Source organism: Streptomyces sp. NPDC090798, from assembly GCF_044768965.1.
In the GTDB taxonomy this organism is placed as follows: Bacteria; Actinomycetota; Actinomycetes; order Streptomycetales; family Streptomycetaceae; genus Streptomyces.
In genome coordinates, this window is the sequence record NZ_JBIVXA010000006.1 from 73,125 (window position 1) to 93,969 (window position 20,845).

Annotated in this window: 19 protein-coding genes; 7 read left to right on the top strand and 12 right to left on the bottom strand. The window is 71.1% G+C overall.

The genetic code is table 11. The annotated features are described in order from the left end of the window. Positions 1-24: 24 nt before the first annotated feature. The 4 genes from ACIQTP_RS15005 to ACIQTP_RS15020 form a co-directional block, all read right to left on the bottom strand. Positions 25-750 (bottom strand): Mut7-C RNAse domain-containing protein, encoded by a 726-nt coding sequence (locus tag ACIQTP_RS15005; RefSeq protein WP_403399944.1) that lies wholly within the window; start codon positions 748-750, stop codon positions 25-27. A 33-nt stretch (positions 751-783) separates the two neighbouring features. After that, positions 784-1,425 carry a TetR/AcrR family transcriptional regulator gene (locus ACIQTP_RS15010; RefSeq protein WP_403399946.1) on the bottom strand — a complete coding sequence of 214 codons (642 nt, stop codon included), beginning with the start codon at positions 1,423-1,425 and terminating at the stop codon, positions 784-786. Further along, positions 1,422-2,987, bottom strand: a complete 1,566-nt coding sequence (locus ACIQTP_RS15015; protein ID WP_403399948.1) for an MFS transporter — start codon at positions 2,985-2,987, stop codon at positions 1,422-1,424. The genes ACIQTP_RS15010 and ACIQTP_RS15015 overlap by 4 nt, the downstream gene beginning before the upstream one ends. Before the next feature lie 113 nt (positions 2,988-3,100). After that, complete coding sequence (locus ACIQTP_RS15020; RefSeq protein ID WP_403399950.1) at positions 3,101-3,814, bottom strand: hemolysin III family protein; 714 nt, start codon at positions 3,812-3,814, stop codon at positions 3,101-3,103. Positions 3,815-4,147: 333 nt separating this feature from the next. Here ACIQTP_RS15020 and ACIQTP_RS15025 point away from each other — a divergent pair, with 333 nt between their 5' ends. Next, entirely contained in the window at positions 4,148-5,971 is a 1,824-nt protein-coding gene (locus tag ACIQTP_RS15025; RefSeq protein ID WP_403399952.1) for a phosphoenolpyruvate carboxykinase (GTP), read from the top strand. A 160-nt stretch (positions 5,972-6,131) separates the two neighbouring features. On the opposite strand, the gene ACIQTP_RS15030 is transcribed toward ACIQTP_RS15025, so the two are convergent. The 4 genes from ACIQTP_RS15030 to ACIQTP_RS15045 are packed head-to-tail and all read right to left on the bottom strand — an operon-like array spanning position 6,132 to position 10,540. Then, complete coding sequence (locus ACIQTP_RS15030) at positions 6,132-6,722, bottom strand: hypothetical protein (protein WP_403400450.1); 591 nt, start codon at positions 6,720-6,722, stop codon at positions 6,132-6,134. A 7-nt stretch (positions 6,723-6,729) separates the two neighbouring features. Next, the gene (locus ACIQTP_RS15035; RefSeq protein WP_403399954.1) at positions 6,730-8,286 is read right to left on the bottom strand and encodes a substrate-binding domain-containing protein; all 1,557 of its coding nucleotides are present in this window, start codon (positions 8,284-8,286) and stop codon (positions 6,730-6,732) included. Next, positions 8,283-9,455 (bottom strand): toxic anion resistance protein, encoded by a 1,173-nt coding sequence (locus ACIQTP_RS15040; RefSeq protein WP_403399956.1) that lies wholly within the window; start codon positions 9,453-9,455, stop codon positions 8,283-8,285. Before ACIQTP_RS15040 ends, ACIQTP_RS15035 begins: the two co-directional genes overlap by 4 nt. After that, entirely contained in the window at positions 9,452-10,540 is a 1,089-nt protein-coding gene (locus tag ACIQTP_RS15045; RefSeq protein WP_403399958.1) for a hypothetical protein, read from the bottom strand. Before ACIQTP_RS15045 ends, ACIQTP_RS15040 begins: the two co-directional genes overlap by 4 nt. Before the next feature lie 243 nt (positions 10,541-10,783). On the opposite strand from ACIQTP_RS15045, the gene ACIQTP_RS15050 reads away from it, so the two are divergent. Further along, positions 10,784-11,605: a helix-turn-helix transcriptional regulator gene (locus ACIQTP_RS15050; protein ID WP_403400452.1), complete on the top strand. Its 822-nt coding sequence runs from the start codon at positions 10,784-10,786 to the stop codon at positions 11,603-11,605. Positions 11,606-11,698: 93 nt separating this feature from the next. Here ACIQTP_RS15050 and ACIQTP_RS15055 read toward each other — a convergent pair whose 3' ends face one another. Both ACIQTP_RS15055 and ACIQTP_RS15060 read right to left on the bottom strand, forming a co-directional pair. Continuing rightward, the gene (locus ACIQTP_RS15055; protein WP_403399960.1) at positions 11,699-12,118 is read right to left on the bottom strand and encodes a hypothetical protein; all 420 of its coding nucleotides are present in this window, start codon (positions 12,116-12,118) and stop codon (positions 11,699-11,701) included. A 104-nt stretch (positions 12,119-12,222) separates the two neighbouring features. Further along, entirely contained in the window at positions 12,223-13,434 is a 1,212-nt protein-coding gene (locus ACIQTP_RS15060) for a pyridoxal phosphate-dependent aminotransferase (protein WP_402035245.1), read from the bottom strand. 127 nt (positions 13,435-13,561) lie between these two features. Here ACIQTP_RS15060 and ACIQTP_RS15065 point away from each other — a divergent pair, with 127 nt between their 5' ends. Then, complete coding sequence (locus ACIQTP_RS15065) at positions 13,562-14,284, top strand: hypothetical protein (protein WP_403399962.1); 723 nt, start codon at positions 13,562-13,564, stop codon at positions 14,282-14,284. Between the two features lie 224 nt (positions 14,285-14,508). Next, positions 14,509-15,402 (top strand): serine protease, encoded by an 894-nt coding sequence (locus ACIQTP_RS15070; protein ID WP_403399964.1) that lies wholly within the window; start codon positions 14,509-14,511, stop codon positions 15,400-15,402. Between the two features lie 21 nt (positions 15,403-15,423). Here the strand turns inward: ACIQTP_RS15070 and ACIQTP_RS15075 are convergent, their stop codons facing one another. Both ACIQTP_RS15075 and ACIQTP_RS15080 read right to left on the bottom strand, forming a co-directional pair. Then, positions 15,424-17,046, bottom strand: a complete 1,623-nt coding sequence (locus ACIQTP_RS15075; protein ID WP_403399966.1) for an amidohydrolase family protein — start codon at positions 17,044-17,046, stop codon at positions 15,424-15,426. A gap of 63 nt (positions 17,047-17,109) precedes the next feature. Continuing rightward, positions 17,110-18,378, bottom strand: coding sequence for an amino acid deaminase (locus tag ACIQTP_RS15080; RefSeq protein ID WP_403399968.1), 1,269 nt, complete (start codon positions 18,376-18,378; stop codon positions 17,110-17,112). Between the two features lie 153 nt (positions 18,379-18,531). On the opposite strand from ACIQTP_RS15080, the gene ACIQTP_RS15085 reads away from it, so the two are divergent. The 3 genes from ACIQTP_RS15085 to ACIQTP_RS15095 are packed head-to-tail and all read left to right on the top strand — an operon-like array spanning position 18,532 to position 20,776. Continuing rightward, positions 18,532-19,599, top strand: coding sequence for a sugar kinase (locus ACIQTP_RS15085; protein WP_403399970.1), 1,068 nt, complete (start codon positions 18,532-18,534; stop codon positions 19,597-19,599). After that, positions 19,596-20,369, top strand: coding sequence for an IclR family transcriptional regulator (locus ACIQTP_RS15090; RefSeq protein WP_351516552.1), 774 nt, complete (start codon positions 19,596-19,598; stop codon positions 20,367-20,369). The genes ACIQTP_RS15085 and ACIQTP_RS15090 overlap by 4 nt, the downstream gene beginning before the upstream one ends. Further along, complete coding sequence (locus tag ACIQTP_RS15095; RefSeq protein WP_351694726.1) at positions 20,366-20,776, top strand: RidA family protein; 411 nt, start codon at positions 20,366-20,368, stop codon at positions 20,774-20,776. Before ACIQTP_RS15090 ends, ACIQTP_RS15095 begins: the two co-directional genes overlap by 4 nt. Positions 20,777-20,845 lie beyond the last annotated feature (69 nt).

The following is a 20,845-nucleotide window of genomic DNA, read 5'->3' on the forward strand; positions in this document are numbered from 1 at the left end:
AGGATCTGAAACGCCGTTGGGCGCTCAGTTCCCGAACTCGGCGAGGGCGCGCTCCACGATGGTCTCCAGGCTGTCGTGGTGCGCGCCCTTCCAGTAGGCGCGCCCACACTCCTGGCACTGCGCGAACACGTCGTAGGACCGCTCGGTGCCGCCTTCCAGCTGGTCCACGACCTGCTCCTTCGTGGCCTCCTTGAGCAGGCCGTTGCAGGCGGTGCAGCGCGTCCAGGGCCTCAGCTCGGGTGTGAACCGGCCCAGCACGTCGCGGAGTTGGTCATCGGGCCGGGTGCTGTAGATGAACGCGCCCGCCCACAGCTCGCGGCGGCGCAGCAGCCCCCGGTCGCGGCTGAGCATCACGCGCCGTTCGGCGGCGGAGCGCGCGGCGAGGGCCGGGTCGCCGATGTCCGTCGACTCGTACGCCGCGTCGACTCCGAGGAGGCGCAGCCTGCGCGCGAGGGTGCCGAGGTGGACGTCGAGGAGGAAGCGGAGCGGGGCGCCGGGAACCCGCTGTGGGCGCTCGACCGCCCGTACGCCGACGCTCTCGCCGGCCGCCGGGATGTGCGAGACGGGTACTTCGTGGCCGTCCACGACGAGGGCGCCGACCTCGGTCAGCGGGACGCCGAGCGACTCGACGACATGCCCGAGGGTGGAGGAGCCGTCGGTGGCGACCGCCGTGGCTCCCGAACGCCGCCCGTGCGGTACGAACATCCCCAGCTCGGGGGCGAAGGCGACATGGATCTCCGGTCCGTTCACCCGGTCAGGATGTCACGCCGCAGAGCCCTGGCCTCAGGGGTTTTCGGTGGGGAGGCCGTGTTCCAGGACGTCCATCGTGCGGTCCACCAGATCCGAGAACTCGTCCCGGTGGCCGTTCTCCGCCCAGTACAGGGAGGTCTCCATCAGGCCGCCGATGATCGCCATCGCGTAGACCCGCACCTCCAGGCTGTCGGGGTCCCGTCCGGTGCGTTCGCCGATCGCCTGGCAGAGCATGTTGCCGGTGACCGACATGCTCTCCATCATCCGTGAGCGCACCGCCGGGACCTGGACCATCAGTTGGGTGCGCAGCCGGGACACCTCGGGGTCGTCCTTGATGCCGAGCCGGATGGCCTTCTGCATCACATAGCGGAGGGTGTCCATCCACGGCTCGTCGGTGGGCCGGGCACGCAGTTCCTCCATGATGAGCGGGTCGAACTCGTCCGTGAGGACGATGTCCTCCTTGGTGGGGAAGTAGCGGAAGATCGTCGACGGCGACACCTCGGCGCGCTCGGCGATCTGCTCGATCGTCGTCGCGTCGTACCCCTGTTCCTCGACCAGCGCGTACGTCGCGGTGCGGATCGCCTCGCGGGTCTTGATCTTCTTCCGCTCGCGGAGTCCCAGCTGAGGGCGGTCGGCGGGGCTGAAGGGGGAGGGTGCGGCCGTCATGGTGCTCATTGTCCGGCATCCGCCACAACGGTGGCCATGGCCGGGTCCTCGTCCGCCTTCGGGGCGTGCGCGACCGGGGTGTTCGGCAGGAACGCCGCGGCCAGCAGGGCGGTGACCAGGGCCGCGATGCCGCACACCAGCAGGACCAGGCCCATGCCGTGGACGTACGCGCTGTTCGCGGAGGCCACCAGGTCGGCCGAGCCCGCTTTCTGGGCGACGATGTGCGCCGCGACCACGGACTCCCCGGCGGTGTCGGCCGCCTTCGCGGGCAGCCCGGTGACGTCGAGGCGGTCCCGGAAGGTGCTGGCCAGCAGGCTGCCGAGGAGGGCGATGCCGATCGCGCTGCCGACCTGGCGCGTCGTCATGAGGAGCCCTGAGCCGCTGCCGGCCCGGTCGCGGGGCAGGGCGCCCAGGGCGCCGTCCATCGCGGGGACGACCGAGAAACCGAAGCCGAAGCCGGTGATCGACAGCCACAGCGCGGTGAAGCCGTAGCCCGAGTCGACGGTCGTACGGCTGCCGAGCAGCGCGGCGAAGGCCAGTACCACCAGTCCCGCGCTGACCACCGCGCGGGAGCCGAACCGGGCGACGACCGGCTGTGCGGCCCGGGCCGCGATGATCAGACCGCCCATCATGGGCAGCAGCCTGACGCCGGTACCGAGGGCGTCGTGGCCGAGCACCGCCTGGAGATACGGCGGCAGCACGAACAGCAGGCCGGACAGGACGAACATCACCAGGGTCGCCGCGATCGTGTTGAACAGGAACCCGCGGTGGGTGAGCAGCGACATGTCGAGCATGGGGCGTTCCACGCGCCGCTCGCGCAGCACCAGGGCGGCGATCAGAAGGGCGGCCCCGGCGAGCATGCCCACGATCAGCGGGTCGCCCCAGCCGCGGCTGGGTGCCTCGATGATCGCGTAGATGAGGGCCCCGAGGCCGGCCGCCGTGAACGCCGTGGAGAGTGTGTCGACCTTGGGGGAGGCGGGGTCGCGGGTCTCGGGCAGCAGGAAGACGCAGGCGGCGATGCCGAGGGCGGCCATCGGGACGTTGACCAGGAAGACCGAGCCCCACCAGAAGTGGTCGAGCAGCCAGCCGCCGATGATCGGGCCGAGCGGCAGGCCGAGCGACGAGGCGGCGGAGATGATGCCGACGGCCTTGGTGCGCTCGCCGGGTCCGAAGAGCGAGGGCAGCACGGACAGGGCGAGTGGCATGACCAGCGCGGCGCCGAGGCCCATCACCGTGCGGGCCGCGATGACCCAGTTCACGTCGCCGGCCAGGGAGCCCATCACGGAACCCGCGAGGAAGATCCCGAGTCCGACGACCAGCATCCGCCGCCGCCCGAACCGGTCGCCGAGCAGTCCCGCCGGGAGCATCAGCGCGGCGAAGACGATCACGTACGCGTCCGCCATCCACTGCTGCTGGCCGGTGGTGGCGCCGAGTTCGCCCGCCATCGTCGGCAGGGCCACGTTGAGGATCGTCGTGTCGAAGCCGAGCGTGAGCATGCTGGCGACCAGGGCCCCGAGGGCCCACCAGCGGCGCGGGTCGCGCCGTGCAGCGTTCTGAGTGACAGTAGCCATGAAATGAGAGTAGCTCTCAAAAGGTTGTGTCTGTCAATAAGGATCTACTGTCAGGCATACGCAAAATGGCCACGGCTCGGAAGCCGTGGCCATGAAGGAGAAGGGGAGGTGCGTTATCCGTGCTGGTAGGCCACCAGCGAGATGCCCACGTAGTGCACGACGAACGCCGCGAGGGTCAGGGAGTGGAAGACCTCGTGGAAGCCGAACCAGCTGGGTGAGGGGTTGGGGCGCTTGATCCCGTAGATCACGCCGCCCGCGCTGTAGAGCAGTCCGCCGACGATCACCAGGACCAGCACGGCGATGCCGCCCGTGCGCATGAAGTCCGGGAGGAAGAAGACGGCCGCCCAGCCCATCGCTATGTAGCAGGGGGTGTAGAGCCAGCGCGGGGCGCCGACCCAGAACACCCGGAAGATGATGCCCGCCGCCGCGGCGGCCCAGATGCTCCACAGGAGCCACTGCCCCTTGGCGCCCGGGAGCAGCAGCATCGTCAGCGGTGTGTAGGTGCCCGCGATGATCAGGAAGATGTTGGCGTGGTCGAGTCTGCGCAGCACGCCGTCCATCCGCGGGCTCCAGTTGCCGCGGTGGTAGAGCGCGCTCACTCCGAACAGGAGGCAGGCCGTCAGGACGAAGATCCCGCAGGCGATGCGGGCCCGCGTGGAACTGGCCAGGGCGGTGAGCACCAGGCCGGAGATCAGGACGGCGGGGAACATGCCGAGGTGCAGCCAGCCGCGGAGCTTGGGCTTGACCGGATGCGACGAAGAGAGCGCTTCGGGACTGCGGCCTGCGGCCGGCGAGTCCGTGGGCGCGTCGGGGACGGGCGCAGTCATAGGCGGAATCCTACCTACGGAACCGTAAGTTACGCGTCAGTACGGCGCACTGAACAGCCAAGAGTGGCCATGTTCTCACGAGCGTGGCCCAAGGCGGCGCCGACGCAAAAGAACCTCCAGCCGAACCCAACGTGTACGCAAAGAATCGCGGATACACGTGGCGATGGTCACTCCGCTCACGTGTGAGGCCCTCTGGACATATGGGCGAACCCGTCGGATGATCAAATGAGTGCGGTCGGCACCGGATGAGCGCCATGGGTCCTACACCCCCGAAGCATCCGGGTCGCAGCCCCCACGGGGCCTCAACAAAAAACCCCTCATCTAGGAGCAATCGTGGCGCGCGACATCGCGGCTCCCTCCACCGTCCCCACCCAGCACAAGGCACTGATCTCGTGGGTCAACGAGATCGCAGAACTGACCCAGCCGGACAACGTGGTCTGGTGTGACGGATCCGAGGCCGAGTACGAGCGCCTGTGCGAGGAGCTCGTTCACAAGGGCACCTTCAAGAAGCTTGATCCGATCAAGCGCCCGCATTCCTACTACGCCGCTTCCGACCCGACCGATGTCGCGCGGGTCGAGGACCGAACGTTCATCTGCTCCGAGAAGGAGGAGGACGCGGGCCCGACCAACCACTGGAAGGCGCCCGCCGAGATGCGGGAGATATTCGCGGGGGAGAAGGGCGTCTTCCGCGGCTCGATGAAGGGCCGGACGATGTACGTCGTCCCGTTCTGCATGGGCCCGCTCGGCTCCGACCTCTCCGCGATCGGCGTCGAGATCACCGACTCCGCCTACGTCGCCGTGTCCATGCGCACCATGACCCGCATGGGACAGCCCGTCCTCGACGAGCTCGGCACCGACGGCTTCTTCGTGCGTGCTGTGCACACGCTCGGAGCGCCGCTGGCCGAGGGCGAGGCGGACGTGCCGTGGCCGTGCAACTCCACCAAGTACATCTCGCACTTCCCCGAGTCCCGCGAGATCTGGTCGTACGGCTCCGGCTACGGCGGCAACGCGCTGCTCGGCAAGAAGTGCTACGCCCTGCGCATCGCGTCCGTCATGGCGCGTGACGAGGGCTGGCTCGCCGAGCACATGCTCATCCTGAAGCTGACCCCGCCGCAGGGTGAGTCCAAGTACGTCGCCGCCGCCTTCCCGAGCGCCTGCGGCAAGACCAACCTCGCCATGCTGGAGCCCACTGTCTCCGGCTGGACCGTCGAGACGATCGGCGACGACATCGCGTGGATGCGGTTCGGCGAGGACGGCCGGCTGTACGCGATCAACCCCGAGGCCGGATTCTTCGGCGTCGCGCCCGGCACCGGCGAGCACACCAACGCCAACGCGATGAAGACGCTGTGGGGCAACTCCGTCTTCACCAACGTCGCGCTCACCGACGACAACGACATCTGGTGGGAGGGCATGACGGAGGAGACTCCGGCCCACCTGACCGACTGGAAGGGCAACGACTGGACGCCGGAGTCCGGTACGCCCGCCGCCCACCCCAACGCCCGCTTCACCGTCCCCGCCTCGCAGTGCCCGATCATCGCGCCCGAGTGGGAGGACCCCAAGGGCGTGCCGATCTCGGCGATCCTCTTCGGCGGACGCCGCGCCACCGCCGTACCGCTGGTGACCGAGTCCTTCGACTGGAACCACGGCGTCTTCCTCGGCGCCAACGTGGCCTCCGAGAAGACCGCCGCCGCCGAGGGCAAGGTCGGCGAGCTGCGCCGCGACCCCTTCGCCATGCTGCCGTTCTGCGGCTACAACATGGGCGACTACATGGGGCACTGGATCGACGTCGCCAAGGACAAGGACCAGGCGAAGCTTCCGAAGATCTACTACGTGAACTGGTTCCGCAAGAACGACGCGGGCAAGTTCGTGTGGCCGGGCTTCGGTGAGAACAGCCGCGTCCTGAAGTGGATCGTGGACCGCCTCGACGGCAGGGCCGAGGGCGTCGAGACTCCCATCGGCGTCCTGCCGGCCAAGGGAGCACTCGACACCAAGGGGCTCGACCTCTCCGAGGCCGATCTCGACTTCCTGCTCACCGTCGACAAGGACGTGTGGCGCGAGGAGGCGGCGCTCGTGCCCGAGCACCTCAACACCTTCGGCGAGCACACCCCGAAGGAACTGTGGGACGAGTACCGCGCGCTGGTGCAGCGCCTGGGCTAGCCCCGGCACAGATCTCCGCGGCCGGTCCGACTTGCCCTGACCTGCGACGTCGCTACGACCGGCCGCGGTGACAGCAACCCCGCAAGGCCGGGGCCCGCACAACGCCGTGCGGGCCCCGGCCTCTGCTCGTGAAGCTGGTGGTGCGGGCCGGGGTGGTTGATCACTGCGAACGGCCGCGGTCCTCCAGATAGCGCGTGTGCGACTCCTGGCGCCGGGCCTCGACCTCCCGCAGGGCCACCGCGAGCCGGTCCGCCTCCTCGTGCAGCAGGGTGAGCTGGCGCTCCAGGTGGCGTTCCGGTGTTTCGGCACCGGGCGCCAGCCGGGTCCACCACCGGGTCCGTACGAAGGTGTCGACGGCCTCGGGGATGTCCTGCCGTACGGCACGGGACAGCGCGTGCACGCCCTCCGGGTCCCGCGCGAGCACCTCGGCCACCCAGCCGGGATCGAGCAGCGCGGTCAGAAGCTCGGTCAGCTCGGTGAGCCGGCCCGCTGCCGCCGGGGGCAGTTCCACACCGCCCAGATACTCCCGCAGGCGGCCGAAGTCACCCCGCAGCTCCTCCAGTTGGGCCGAGGGGTCGGGGAAGTCCGGCAGCGGCGGGCGCTCCGGCGGGGCGATCAGGGCACCCGCCCCGTACAGCCCCGCGACGACAACGGGCCAGTACGGGCCCGCGACCCCCGCGAAGGTGAGGGCCAGACCGGCGAGCCCGCAGGCGCTGCCGGTGAGGTTCTTGCGGGACTCCAGATACCTCAGGGGGTTCCTATTGGTAGCCACGGATCTCCTCGAAGGCGCCGTCGAGCGAACCCTTGCGGGCGTCGAAGAGCCGGCCGCCGGTCAGCTCGGCGATGTGCTGGAGCTCGCCCCGGTCGGAGTCGCCGAACAGGATCGGGAAGACCGGGATCTCCTTCTGCCCGTCCGGCAGCCGGCCGTAGAAGCCGTCGAAGTCCTCGGGATCGGCGCCGCTCGTGTTCTCGCCGTCCGTCATCAGCACGATCGACGTGAACGTGTCGCCGCCCGCGCCCAGATGCTCGTACGCCTTCTCCAGCGACGTGTAGATCGCGGTGTCGCCGGAGGCGCTGAGAGCCTCGGTGTCCTTGCGGATGCCGTCCAGACCGGCCCCCGGGTCCTCGGGCCGCACCACGTGCGTGTGGACGCTCTTGACCTTCGAGCCGAACGGCATCAGCGTCACCTCCTCGCGGTCGCGGAAGCCGCCCGTCAGCCCGGTGAGCGCCTTCTTCAGCCGGTCGAGCCGGCCGCCGCCCATCGAGCCGGAGGTGTCGAGGACGTAGACGGTCCGGGAGGGCCGGCGGAGCTTGTTCTCGTAGGAGTCCAGGAGATGGTCGGCGACGGACCGGCTGCCGGGGAAGGGGAGCTCACGCCGGCGGCCGGTGTCGAGGCCGGCCGCCGGGGCGACGGAGGCGACGACCGGGCGGCGCCGCGTCTGCCGCGTGATCTCCCGCTGCACGGCCGGAGCGCGCAGCGCCTCGGTGAGGCGGCGGACACTCTCGCGGGTGTCCCTGCTGGAGGAGGCGAGCGAGGAGAGCGGGTAGTCGGCGGTCACCACGCCGTCGCGCGGGCGGATGACCGTGAGCCCCTTCATGCCCTTGAGGACCGACTCGTAGTTGAGCAGGGCGTCCACGGTGCCACGCCGCTCGTACGCCGTCGCCAGCCAGCCCGAGGACCCCGACGTCAGCTTCTGCCCCTTGAAGAACTCCTTCAGGCGCCCGGTCGCCTTCGCCACGTCCGCCTCGGTGAGCGCCGACTGCGCCCCGGACAACCCCGAGGCCACCGAGATCAGCGTGGAGAAACCGGAGTTGGAGCGGGCCGGGTCCGTCATGCCGTACGTCAGCTTCCCGTCCGCGACCGCCGTCTCGACCTGCGACCAGGTCACGTCCTGCGGCTTCCAGCCCAGCGCGCTCACGGTCGCGGGCTTCACTCCGATCGCCACCGGGCTCGACATGATCGGCGTCTCCGAGACGACCTCCTTCGCCGCCTCGGGGCGCAGCCGCAGATAGTCGTCGGACGACAGCCACAGCGCGTCGTAGGCGCCGTCCACCTTCCCCTTCGCGAGCAGGTCGACGGCGGAGAGGGTGCCCATGTAGGTGGGGCGGACCTTGATACCGGTGTCCTTGCGGACCTGCTCGAGGATCGGCGCCATGTCGCTGAGCTCGCTGGAGGCGAGGACGCGCAGGGTCCCGGGCTCGGGGGCGTTGCTGTCGGAGTGCTGCTTCTGGTCCTGCGCCGTGCAGCCGGTGACCGCGGCGGTGGCCGTGACGGCGAGCAGGGACACGAGGGCACAGGCCGTACGACGTCTCACGCGGAGCCTCCTTCCAGGGCGCCCCGCGAGCGGCTGCGCTCCAAGTAGGCGCTCGCGTGCCGGAGTTCCGAGGTGAGGGAGTCGACTGTCGCGGCCATGGACTCGGTCGCCTGCACCTTGTAGGTGTCGATGGCGTCGAGCGTGCGGTAGATCTGCTGGAAGGCGGTGCGCAGGGTCTCCGCGCCGACGGCCGGGTCGGCGGCGATGCGCTGGATCTCCCCGCTCTGGGTGGCGAGCATCTCGGCGTTGCCGCGGATCAGGTCCTCGGTCGTGCCGCGCAGCGCGTTGACCTGGTCGACGACCTTGCGCTGGTTGTCCAGGGCGGAGGCCAGCATCACGGAGATGCGCAGTGCGGACACCGTGGTGGTGGCGGCGCGGTCGACGCCCTTGATGAGCTCGTCGTTGTTGCGCCGGACCACGTCCATGGCCAGATAGCCCTGCGCGCACACCGCGAGCTGGGTCAGCAGGTCCTGGTGCTTCTGCCGGACGGGGAAGAGCACGTCGGCGCGCAGGGTGTCGGCCTGCGCGGGGTCCACGGCCTCGGCGGCGGCGATGTGCCCCTCGACCGCGGTGTCCAGGGCCTGGGTGAGGACGACGTACTCCTGGAGCTTGCCCATCGTCTCCCAGAGCCGGACGCGCTCCGTCTGCAACGCGGCGTTGTCGCGGCGCAGTTCGTCCTGGCCGCCGCGCAGCGAGCCCACGATCTTGTTCAGAGTGGCCTGCGAGGAGGCGTACTTGGCGACGTGGTCACGCAGCTTGTTGCCGCCGGGCAGCTTGGACAGGAACTTCCGCCCCTTGCTCGCGGGCAGGTCCCGCGGGTCCAGGTCCTCGACCACACGGCGGAGTTCGACCAGCGAGCCCGCCACGTGCGACTGGGCGTCCCCGCCCTTGTCGGGCAGGCTGCGCAGGGTGCGCTCCAGCATGCGGTTGGACTGCGCGGCGGCGCCCCGCATCTCGCTCGCGCCCAGGCCCGCGATCTCTCCGACCTTGCCCGCGAACTCGGGCGAGCGGGCGTCGAGGGCGGTGAGCCCACCGACGTACTCGGCGGCCCGGCGGGCCATCTCGTCCCGCACGGACGGGTCGACGGGCACCAGCCCGCCCGCCTTCTCACGGGGCACGGGCGCGACGGCCTCGGGCGGTGTGAGGGTGAAGGTGTCTTCGGTCGTCACTTGCTTTCCCCCTGGTTCCCGGCCCGGCGCGCCATCTCGTGCAGCACCTTGTAGGCGGGCACGGGCGCCTGCCGGACGCCGGTCAGCTTCTGGTTGAGATAGGTGGCGTGGGCGGCGGTGGCCGCCGTGAACTCCCCGGTCGCGCCCTGCGGCCGGAACCCGTGCCTGACGGCGAGCCTGCGCAGGGTCGGGTCACTGCTGAGGAGTTCACCGAGCGCGCGGCCCTCGGGAGTGAGCGGTACGACGGTGTGGTCGCTGTTCGCCGTGGTGTCCGGGTAGAGGACGGTGAGGTCACCGACGTCCTGGCCCTGGTTGAGCAGCGCGGCGACCTGCGACTCGTACACGAGCACGAGCGGGTTCCCGGCCCCGCTGATGAAGTCACGGAACGCCGCGTCCGTGCTGGACTGCTGAGCACCCTGGACACCGACGAGCTTGTGCATGAGGGGCGCGGTGCGTCCGACGGCGGCGCTGTCGGACGCGACCCGGCCGCCGTCCGCGACGTACGAGGCGGCGGCGAGGTAGAGCGCGCCGGAGTTGGAGGTGTTCGGATCGGTGCTGGCGATGAAGAGCGTGCCGGTCAACTCGCCGTGCGCCGCGGCCCCCTTGAGCTGTTGCCAGGTCCGGTCCTGCCCGGCGGCCTTGAGGTAGGCGGCCATCTTGAGCGTGCCGGCGCCCTTGCCGACGGTCGCGAGCCCGTTCGCCGCCAGGACCTCGGCGGCGCTGCGGTGCGCGACGACCACGAGGGGCGAGTAGAACGGGCGCGGCAGCGGCTGCCGTACGTGGAACTTGGCGGCCAGCTCGTCGGCCGGGGCCTGGCTGGAGGGGAAGGCGAAGTCGTACCCCTTGAGGTCCAGGCCGTCCATGGCCCAGGACCCGGAGGTCTCCGTCTTCACGGTGAAGCCCTTGGCAGCCAGGGCCTTCACCACGTCGGGATCGGCGAAGAACTCCGCCTTCTCCGATCCGATCACTCCTTGCACGGTCTTCGTTGCCGTGCCCTTGTCCTGACCTTCGCGGCCCCCGACGACGGCTGCTACCACGCCGCCGATCAGCAGGACCGCCAGGACGATTCCCGCGATGCGTCTCACACCGAGGAGAGTGCTCCCGGAACCCAACGTTCCCGGTCGCGCCGGATGAACGGAGGGTGTCCGACCGATCCCGGTATGCAACCGGAACGGTCGCTTCGAGCCGTCCGTCGGGGGGACCGGCAGTACCAGGCTGTGGTGACGGCGGGGGAGCACCATGGAGGGGTGAGCCAACGAGACCTTCAGGACCATCGGGATCACCGTGATCACCGGGACCTTCGTGAGCACGGAGAGCTCGGTACCGCGCTGCGGTACTGGCGCGACCGGACCACACCCCAGGAGGCCGGGCTGCCGCGGGGCGGCGCACGGCGGGCGCCCGGACTGCGCAGGGAGGAGCTGGCGCAGCTCGCCGGAGTCTCGGTGGACTACGTCACCCGCCTCGAACAGGGCCGGGCCACCTCCCCTTCCGACCAGGTCGTCGGCGCGCTCGCCCGCGCCCTGCGCCTGTCGGAGCCCGAGCGCGACCACCTCTACCGGGTGGCCGGGCATGCCCCGCCCGCGGCCGGGCACATCTCGCAGCACATCCCGCCGAGCGTGCGGCGCCTCCTGGACCAGCTGGACCACTCCCCGATCGGGGTGCACGACGCGGCGTACAACCTCATCTCGTGGAACCCGCTGTGGGCCGCGCTGGCGGGGGACCCGTCCGGCCGGCGTGGGCGCGAACGCAACTACGTGTGGCGGCAGTTCACGGGTCTGCCCAGCCGGACCACGCACACCCCGGAGCAGGAGCGGCGGCTGCGCACGGCCCTGGTGTCGGATCTGCGGTCCGCCACCGTCCGCTATCCCGACGACCGGGGGCTGCGCTCGCTGATCGCGGATCTACGGCGGGAAAGCGAGCCGTTCCGTGAGCTGTGGGCCTCCCACGCGGTCGGGTTCCACACGGCCGACACCAAGACGGTCCACCATCCCGAGGTGGGGTTGATCGTCCTGGACTGCGACACGCTCGCGGTGCCGGGCGGGGACCTGCGGATCACGGTCTGCTCGGCGGCGCCGGGCACGGAGGCGGCACAGCAGCTGGCGCTGCTCGCGACGCTGGGGTTGCAGACGACGGCCACCGCCCTCGGCTGACCGGTGGGGTGTGTGGCACCCGGTCCGCACGTCGCTGCGGGTGCGCGCGGACCGGGGCCGTACAGGGGAGCCCGGGGGCTCGGACGCGGGCTCTCAGCGAGCCGCGAGTTCGCGGGGTTCGGCGGCCGGGGCGTGGGCGTCCATGCGCTCGGCGGCCAGGATCGCGGCCGCGGTGTCCGCGCGGGACGCGGCGACGACGAGGGCACGGCCGGCGAGGGCGTGGGCCCGCTGGTGGAGCGCGACGACGCGCGGCTCGCGCTCGGCGGCGGCCGACGACGCGCGGACCGGCGCCGCTCCGCCCCGCAGCCGCGCCACCTGCTCGGTGAGCCGCTCGGCCGCCGCGTCCAGGTCGGCGGACGGCCCGATCGCGCGGATCTCGTCGGTCACCGCGAGGAGCGCCGCGAGGTGTCCGGCGAGCTGGATGTCCAGCTCCTCCTCGCGCGACCGGTGGGGAAAGTCGGAGGGGGTACCGGCCGTCGTGTGGACCGACTTGGTGCGGATCGGTTCGTACATGGGGACGGCCTCCTGTGCTCTTCCAGGAAGCCATCCTAGCTTGGATTTCGTCTAAAGTTGAGCCATGTCGCACATCTTGTCGCCCCGCGTACGCAGGGTGAGCGTCACGGCTGGCTGTAACCGTCCAGGAAGTTCCCGATCCGGGTCACCGCGTCGGTCAGATCGCCCACGCTCGGCAGGGTGACCACCCGGAAGTGGTCCGGCTCGGGCCAGTTGAAGCCGGTCCCCTGGACGACCATGATCTTCTCGCGGCGGAGCAGGTCGAGGACCATCCGGCGGTCGTCCTTGATCTTGAAGACCTTCGGGTCGAGCCGCGGGAAGAGATACAGCGCGCCCTTGGGCTTCACGCAGCTCACGCCCGGGATCTGGGTCAGCAGCTCGTAGGCGACGTCCCGCTGCTCCTTCAGCCGGCCGCCGGGCAGCACCAGGTCGTTGATGGTCTGCCGCCCGCTGAGCGCCGCGACCACGCCGTGCTGACCTGGCATGTTCGCGCACAGGCGCATGTTCGCGAGGATCGTCAGGCCCTCGATGTAGGAGTCGGCGTGCGCGCGGGGGCCGGAGATCGACATCCAGCCGACCCGGTAGCCCGCCACCCGGTACGCCTTCGACATGCCGTTGAAGGTGAGGGTGAGCAGGTCGGGCGCGACCGAGGCGGTCGGGGTGTGCGTGGCGTCGTCGTAGAGGATCTTGTCGTAGATCTCGTCCGAGCAGACCAGGAGGTTGTGGCGGCGGGCGATGTCGGTGAGCCCGCGCAGCATCGCCTCGTCGTACACCGCGCCCGTCGGGTTGTTCGGGTTGATGATGACGATCGCCTTGGTGCGGTCGGTGACCTTGCGCTCCACGTCCGCGAGGTCGGGCATCCAGTCCGACTGCTCGTCGCAGTGGTAGTGCACGGCGGTGCCGCCGGACAGGGACACGGCGGCGGTCCACAGCGGGTAGTCCGGCGCCGGTACGAGGACCTCGTCGCCATCGTCCAGCAGCCCCTGCATCGCCATCACGATCAGCTCGGACACGCCGTTGCCGATGAAGACGTGCTCGACGTCGGTCTCGATGCCGAGGGTCTGGTTGTGCATCACGACGGCGCGGCGGGCGGCGAGCAGGCCCTTCGCGTCGCCGTAGCCGTGCGCCGTCGACACGTTCCGGAGGATGTCCTCGAGGATCTCGGGCGGGCACTCGAATCCGAACGCGGCCGGGTTGCCGGTGTTCAGCTTGAGGATCCGATGCCCCGCCGCTTCCAGCCGCATCGCCTCCTCGAGCACCGGGCCCCGGATCTCGTAACAGACGTTGGCGAGCTTGGTCGACTGGATCACCTGCATGACGGTGAGCTTACGGCCGCGTAACGCTCGGCGGGGGGTGTTTTCCACCACGTGAGACGTGGCGTTTTGGGTCACTTTCTTCCCCCTGTTGTGCCGTAAGCCCTTGCGGTCCTTAGAATCCGCGCCCATGTCCTGGCAGAACGGTGAGACCGAGGCCGAGCCGCGGGTGTACCTCCCGAGTGGCGACGGCGAGGCGCCTGTGGCGTACGAGGCGTACGCGGACCCGGCGGCGGCACACGGCTGGCAGGACGCGTACGACGGGCCGGGTGCGGGCACGGCCGATGACGGCGGGCCGGGTGCGGGGACGGGCGGCGACGGAGCCGTGGCGCGTGCCGGGGCCGGCCGCCGTGACGGCTCGCGGCGCCGCCGCCGGGAGCGGCTCCCGCGGCGGCGGGTGGCGGTGGCCGGCGGCGCGGTGTGCGCGGTCGTCCTCGGAGCGGTGGTCGTGGGACTGTTCGACTCCAGGTCGTCCGGGGGCTCCTCGCCCTCGGGGCGGAGCGACGGTGACGGCCGGGGTACGTCCACGTCCACGTCCCCGGAGTCGACCGCGTCCGCGGGTGGCTCGACCGCCGGTGAAGCGGAGGCGACGCCGGGCGACTCGCCCGCCGCCTCCGGCGCTAGCGCCGACCGGACCTCTCCGGGCGCGTCCGCGTCCACCTCGGCGACGCCGTCCGCGACGGCGTCGCGGTCCCCGTCGGCCGGGGCCTCCGCCACCCCCGCCATCAGCCCCACCGCGACCACGACGACCGCGACCGCGACTGCGACCGCGACTGCGACCGCGACCACGGGTCGCGGTGCCGGCAACGGCAACCCCGGCCACGGCCAAGGCGCGACCAAGCGGCCGAAGTAGCCGCCGGTCCCACGGGTTCTGTCCGGGCCACGGCAGACCCCGCGGTGGGTTTCACCCCGCCCGCTCGCCCGCGTATGCGAAACGCCCCGTCCCGTCACTCCGGCATGCCCATGGCCGGAAACCGCTCCTTGTCCCTCCCGTCCCCTCGATTGACAATGCGCATGACAAAACTGGCAGTGGCCGGAAGATCTCCGGTCGCCCAAGTCGCAAGAGGGGACCCCCACATGAGAAAGCCTCTCGTCGCCGCGCTCTTCGCCCTGGTGATCACCGGGGCGGGCGTGGCACCCGCGGTCGCGGCACCCGCACCCGCGGCGGCGTCCGCATCCACGTCAGCGTCCACGTCCGCGGCCAAGGCGGACACGAAGGGGGCGGCGCCGACCCTCCAGGCCGTCAGCCTCGCCGGGACCGTCGCGCTCAGCAACTGCTCCGGCTCCGTCATCCGCTTCCCCAACTCCGCGGACAGCGACCCGGCGCTCGTGCTCTCCAACGGCCACTGCCTGGAGACGGGCTTCCCGGAACCCGGTGAAGTGATCGTCGACCAGGCGTCCAGCCGTACCTTCGGCCTGCTCAACTCCGCCGGCACCCGGGTGGCGACCCTGCGGGCCAGCAAGGTCGCGTACTCGACGATGACCGACACGGACGTCACGATCTACCAGCTCACCAGCACCTACACGACGATCAGGAACTCGTACGGCATCAGCGCGCTGACCGTGCAGGACACGCACCCGACCGTCGGCACCGCCATCACGGTCGCCTCCGGTTACTGGAAGCGGCTCTACAACTGCAGCATCGACGGGTTCGCGTACCGCCTCAAGGAGGGCGACTGGACCTGGAAGGACTCCATCCGCTACACCTCCGCCTGCAACACCATCGGCGGCACCTCGGGCTCGCCGGTCATCGACCAGTCCACCGGCAAGGTCGTCGCCGTCAACAACACCGGTAACGAGGACGGCGAGACCTGCACGGTGAACAACCCCTGCGAGGTCGACGCGAGCGGCAACGTCACGATTCACCCGGGCATCAACTACGCCGAGGAGACCTACCAGATCCCGGCGTGCTTCACGACCGGCAACAAGCTCAGCCTGAACGCGAGCGGGTGCACCCTGCCCAAGCCGTGACCCCTGCGCGGCGGCGGGCGGTCACCGGGGAGTCCGGCGGACCGCCCGCCCCGCCAGGACGTCCGTGCGCCGTCCGTCCTCGATCACGAACCGGCCGTCGATCAGGACGTACGGGATGCCCGTGGGGAGTCTGCGCGGGTCCTCGAACGTCGAGCCGGCCGCGACCGTGGCCGGGTCGAAGAGGACCAGGTCGGCGCGGTACCCCTCGCGGACCAGGCCGCGGTCGGGCAGCCGCAGCCGGGCGGCCGGGCGGCCGGTGAGATGGGCGACGCACTCCTCCAGGGAGAGGACGCCCAACTCCCGTACGTACTTCCCCAGATACCGCGGGAACGTGCCGTACGCGCGCGGGTGCGGCTTGTCGCCGCGAAGGATGCCGTCCGAACCGCCGGTGTGCACACGGTGCCGCATGATCGCGCGGACGTTCTCCTCGTGGCCGACGTGCTGGAGGATCGTCGGGCCCAGCCGGTCGTCGAGGAGGAGGCGGCGGGCGGTCGTCCAGGGGCTCTCGCCGAGGCGGTCGGCGGACTGCCGGACCGTGCTGGCGACGTACGACGCGAGCGCCGGGTCGGTGACTCCCGAGATCTCGATCGTGTCCCACTCGATGGGCACGCCGTGGCAGCCGTCGGCCCCGGTCACCTCCATGTGGTGCCGGATGCGCTCGGCCGTCTCCTCGTCCTTCAGGCGCGTGAGGATCGCCTCCGGGCCGCCCTCGCTCGCCCAGCTCGGCAGCATCGCCACGAGCGTGGTGCAGCCGGGGGTGTAGGGGTACGTGTCGAGGCTGATGTCCGCGCCCGCGGCGAGGGCGTCGTCCAGCAGGGCCAGCAGCTCCGGGGCCCTGCCCTCGTTGACGCCGAAGTTCATGGTGGCGTGGGCGAGGTGGAGCGGGCAGCCCGCCTCGCGGGTGAGGGCCACCATCTCCTCGTACGCCGCCAGGGCGCCCGCCCCGTACGAGCGGTGGTGCGGGCAGTAGTAGCCGCCGTACTCCGCCACCACCCGGCACAGCTCGGTGAGTTCGGCGTCCTGGGCGTACATGCCGGGGGTGTAGGTGAGGCCGGAGGACATGCCGACGGCGCCCTCCCGCATCCCGTCGGCCACCAGCCGCCGCATCCGCTCCAGCTCCCGCGCCGTCGCGGGGCGGTCGTCCCAGCCGACGGCGAGCATCCGGACGGTGCCCTGCGGGATCAGATACGCGGCGTTCACCGCGATGCCCCCGCCATCGAAGCCGTGGTCGAGCCGGTCCAGGTACTCGCCCACCGAACGCCAGCCGAAGTCGATGTCGTCACCCGCTCCGTTCCAGCCGGTGATCGTGGACCTGACCTCCGCGAGGGTGCGGTCGTCGACCGGCGCGTACGACAGCCCGTCCTGGCCGATGACTTCCAGCGTCACCCCCTGGGCCGCCTTCGCGCTGTGGTCCGGGTCGCGCAGGAGGGCCAGGTCGCTGTGGGCGTGCATGTCGATGAAACCGGGGGAGAGGGCCAGGCCCTCGGCGTCCAGGACCCGCCGGGCGACCGGCCGCAGACAGCCGGCCGCCGCCCCCTCCTTGAGCACGGTGGTGATCCTGCCGCCCTCGATGCCCACGTCGGCCCGGTACGAGGGGCCCCCGGTGCCGTCGACGACCTCCGCGTCGCGGATGACGAGATCCATCACAGGGGCCTCCAGGAAACATTCGTCACAACGGACTCTCACAAGACGTCTCAGAAGAACGTCTCAGAAGAACGTACGGACGTAGTCCACGACCGTGCCGTCCGCCTCCACCAGCGGAATCAGCTGCCACTTGTCGAAGGACGTGCAGGGGTGGGAGAGCCCGAGGCCCACCCAGTCCCCGACCTCCACATCCGCCTCCTGGTCCGTGCTCAGCCACGCGTGCTGGTCGGAGAGCGCGGTCACCGTCAGACCCGTCGCCGGCCGCTCGGCACCGTCCCGCCGCACCACCTGGGCCTCGGGCAGATCGAGGTCGTACGCCGCGTCCCGCTTTCCCGCGTTGACGAAGGCCTGCTCGGGGGAGGGCCGGGAGACGACCTGGGCCCAGAGGCGGAACGCGGGGTGCAGCGCGCCCTCCTCGGGGACCCGGGTGAACGGGGTCAGCCGCCGGTAGTGGCCGTCGTCGTGCGAGACGTACGCGCCCGAGCGCAGCAGCTTCAGTATGGGCAGGGAGAGGTCGGGGAGCTCGGAGAAGACGTCCGCGACGGCGTCGAACCAGGCGCTGCCGCCCGCGCTGACGACGATCTCCGCCACTCCTTCGAACCGGCCCGCCTTGTCGAAGTCCACCGCCAGCGCGGTCAGCCGCCGCAGCCAGGCGTGCACGCGCTCGGGGTCCGCCCCCGGGACCTCGCCCTCGTAACCCGCCACGCCGACCAGCCGCAGGGTCCGCGTCGCGGCCACCGCGTCCGCGACCGCCGCGCACTCCGCCTCCGTACGCACACCGGTGCGGGCCCCGTCGCCGGCGGCGAGCTCGACGACCACGTCCACCGGACGGGTGGAGCCGTGCAGCGCCGCGTCCATCAGCTCGACCCCGCGCACCGAGTCGACGTAACAGACGAAGCGGAAGTCCGGGTCGGCCGCCAGCTCGGACGCGATCCAGCGCAGCGCCGCCGCGTCGACGAGTTCGTTCGCGAGGAAGATCCGCTCGATCCCGAACTCCCGCGCCACACGCACCTGGTGGGGCACGGCGAGGGTGATGCCCCAGGCGCCGTGCTCGATCTGCCGCCAGAACAGCTGGGGGGCCATCGAGGTCTTGCCGTGCGGGGCGAAGGCGAGGCCGTGGCGGACGGCGTACGTCTCCATCAGTTCGAGGTTGTGCGTCAGGCGCTCGGCGGACAGGGCGAGGACGGGGGTGGTGAAGCCGCCGGTGAAGAGATCGCGGCGCTGGGCGGCCAGCTCGCCGACGGTCAGACCCTCGGCGTCCGGGGGGAGGCCCTTGAAGCGGTGGTCGACGCGGGCGGCCGCGAGGCGGGCGGCGGCTTCGGAGGCGGTCATGAGCCTTCCCTTCAAGGGTGTTGCATGACGTGTTGCATCATGTGCAACGGTCATTGCGTATGTCGCTTACTGCTGTCTAACATCCCAGCCAACGCAGGGTCAACGGTGCGGCTGCGTCACCGTCGACCGCGAGAGCGAGGAGCCCCCGTCATCGTGCCCCCCACCGTTGTCGACGTCGTGGCGCTCGGCGAGTCCATGGTCACGTTTGTGCCCACCCGGCCGGGGCGCCTCGCCGATGTGCCGTCGTTCGAGCGGGGGATCGGCGGCGCCGAGTCGAACGTGGCGTGCGTGCTCGCCGCGGCCGGGCACACCGCGCGCTGGGTCGGCCGGGTCGGCACCGACGGGTTCGGCGACCACCTCGTCGAGGCGATCGCCGCGTACGGCGTCGACACCTCCGCCGTACGACGGGACCCCGCGCGCCCGACGGGCATCTACTTCCGCACGGCGGGCGACCGGGCGAGCGACGCCCACGAGGTCGCCTACTACCGGGCCGGATCCGCCGCCTCGGCGATGGCGGCGGACGCCATGGACCTGGACGCCGTCCGCGCGGGACGGGTGCTCCACCTCTCCGGCATCACCGCCGCGCTGTCCGAGGACTGCCTCGGCCTGATGCGCGAACTCACCGCGCCTCGCGCGAGGCGCCCCCTCGTCTCCTTCGACGTCAACCACCGCGCCGGGTTGTGGCGCGACGACGACGGACCGCGCGTCCTGCTCGACCTCGCGCGCGGCGCGGACATCGTGTTCGTCGGGGACGACGAGGCCCGCGCGGCCTGGGGGCTGTCCGGGGCGCGGGCGATCCGAGACGCGCTGCCGGAACCGGACGTCCTCGTCGTCAAGCAGGGCGGGGACGGGGCGACCGTGTTCGAGAGGGCCGCGGCGGGCCGCGCGGCTTCGGGGGCCGGCCCGGACGCCCCCGACACCGCGACGTTCGTACGCGCCCTGAACGTCGACGTGATCGCGGCCGTCGGCGCGGGCGACGCCTTCGCCGCCGGGTTCCTCTCCGCCACCCTGCGCGCACTGCCCGCCCGGGACCGGCTCCGGCACGGCCACCTCATGGCCGCCGCCGCCCTCACCGTCCACGGCGACCTCGCCGCGCCCCCCTCCCGCGACCACGCCGACCGGCTGGCCGCTCTGGACGACGACGCGTGGGGGACACTTCGACTCGGCCCCGGCTGGACCGAAGCCGTCACGCGGGCCCAGGAGGAGGTACCTACCCCATGAGCCAGACCGTCGACCGAGCGCTGAGCATCCTGCCGCTGCTCGCCGAGGGCCCCGCCGACCTCGGCCAGGTCGCCGACCGCCTCGGCGTCCACAAGTCCACCGCGCTCCGCCTCCTGCGCACCCTGCACGAGCACGGCCTCGTCTACCGCCAGTCCGACCAGCGCTACCGCCTCGGCGCCCGCCTCTTCGCCCTCGCCCAGGAAGCCGTCGAGAACCTCGACGTCCGCGAGATCGCCCACCCCCATCTCGTACGGCTCAACGAGACCTGTGGGCACACCGTCCACCTCGCGGTGTACGAGGAGAACGAGGTCCTCTACATCGACAAGGTGGAGAGCCGCTACCCGGTGCGCATGTACTCGCGGATCGGGAAGCCGGTCGCCATCACGGTCGCCGCCGTCGCCAAACTCCTCCTCGCCGATCTCCCCGAGCCCGAGCGCCGCGCCCTCGCGGACAAGCTCGACTACCCCATGTACACGGCCCGTTCGACCCCCAACGCGCCTGCCTTCCTCAAGGAGCTGGGCACGGTGCGCGAACAGGGCTGGGCCACCGACCTCGGTGGCCACGAGGAGTCCATCAACTGCGTCGCGGCCCCCATCCGCGGCGCCGACGGACGCGTCGTCGCCGCGATGTCGGTCTCCGCGCCGAACGTCGTCGTCACCGCCGACGAACTCCTCACCCTGCTCCCGCTGGTGCGCCGGACCGCCGACGCCATCAGCCACGAGTACTCCGGCAAGCCCCCAGCCAAGGAAGAGAGTTCCCGACGTCCATGACCGAGAAGACCGCCCTCACCCCCAAGACCCACACCACGCCGCCCGCGAAGTTCTCGCACGGCGTGAAGAAAGGGAACATCCTCCAGGTCGCCGGACAGGTCGGCTTCCTCCCGGCCGAGGAGGGAAAGCCGCCCACGCCCGCCGGTCCCACCCTGCGTGAACAGACCCTCCAGACCCTCGCCAACGTCCAGGCGATCCTCGAAGAGGGCGGCGCGAGCTGGGACGACGCGATGATGATCCGCGTCTACCTCACGGACGTCGACCACTTCGCCGAGATGAACCAGATCTACAACACCTATTTCGAGGAGCAGGGCCTCACCGCGCCCCCCGCCGCCCGCACCACGGTCTACGTCGGCCTGCCGGCCGGCCTCCTCGTCGAGATCGACGCGCTCGCCGTACTGGGCTGAGCGACCCCCTCCCACTCCCGCACCCCGTACGTCATCACGGCACGGCGTTCACCCTCATGGGACGCCGTG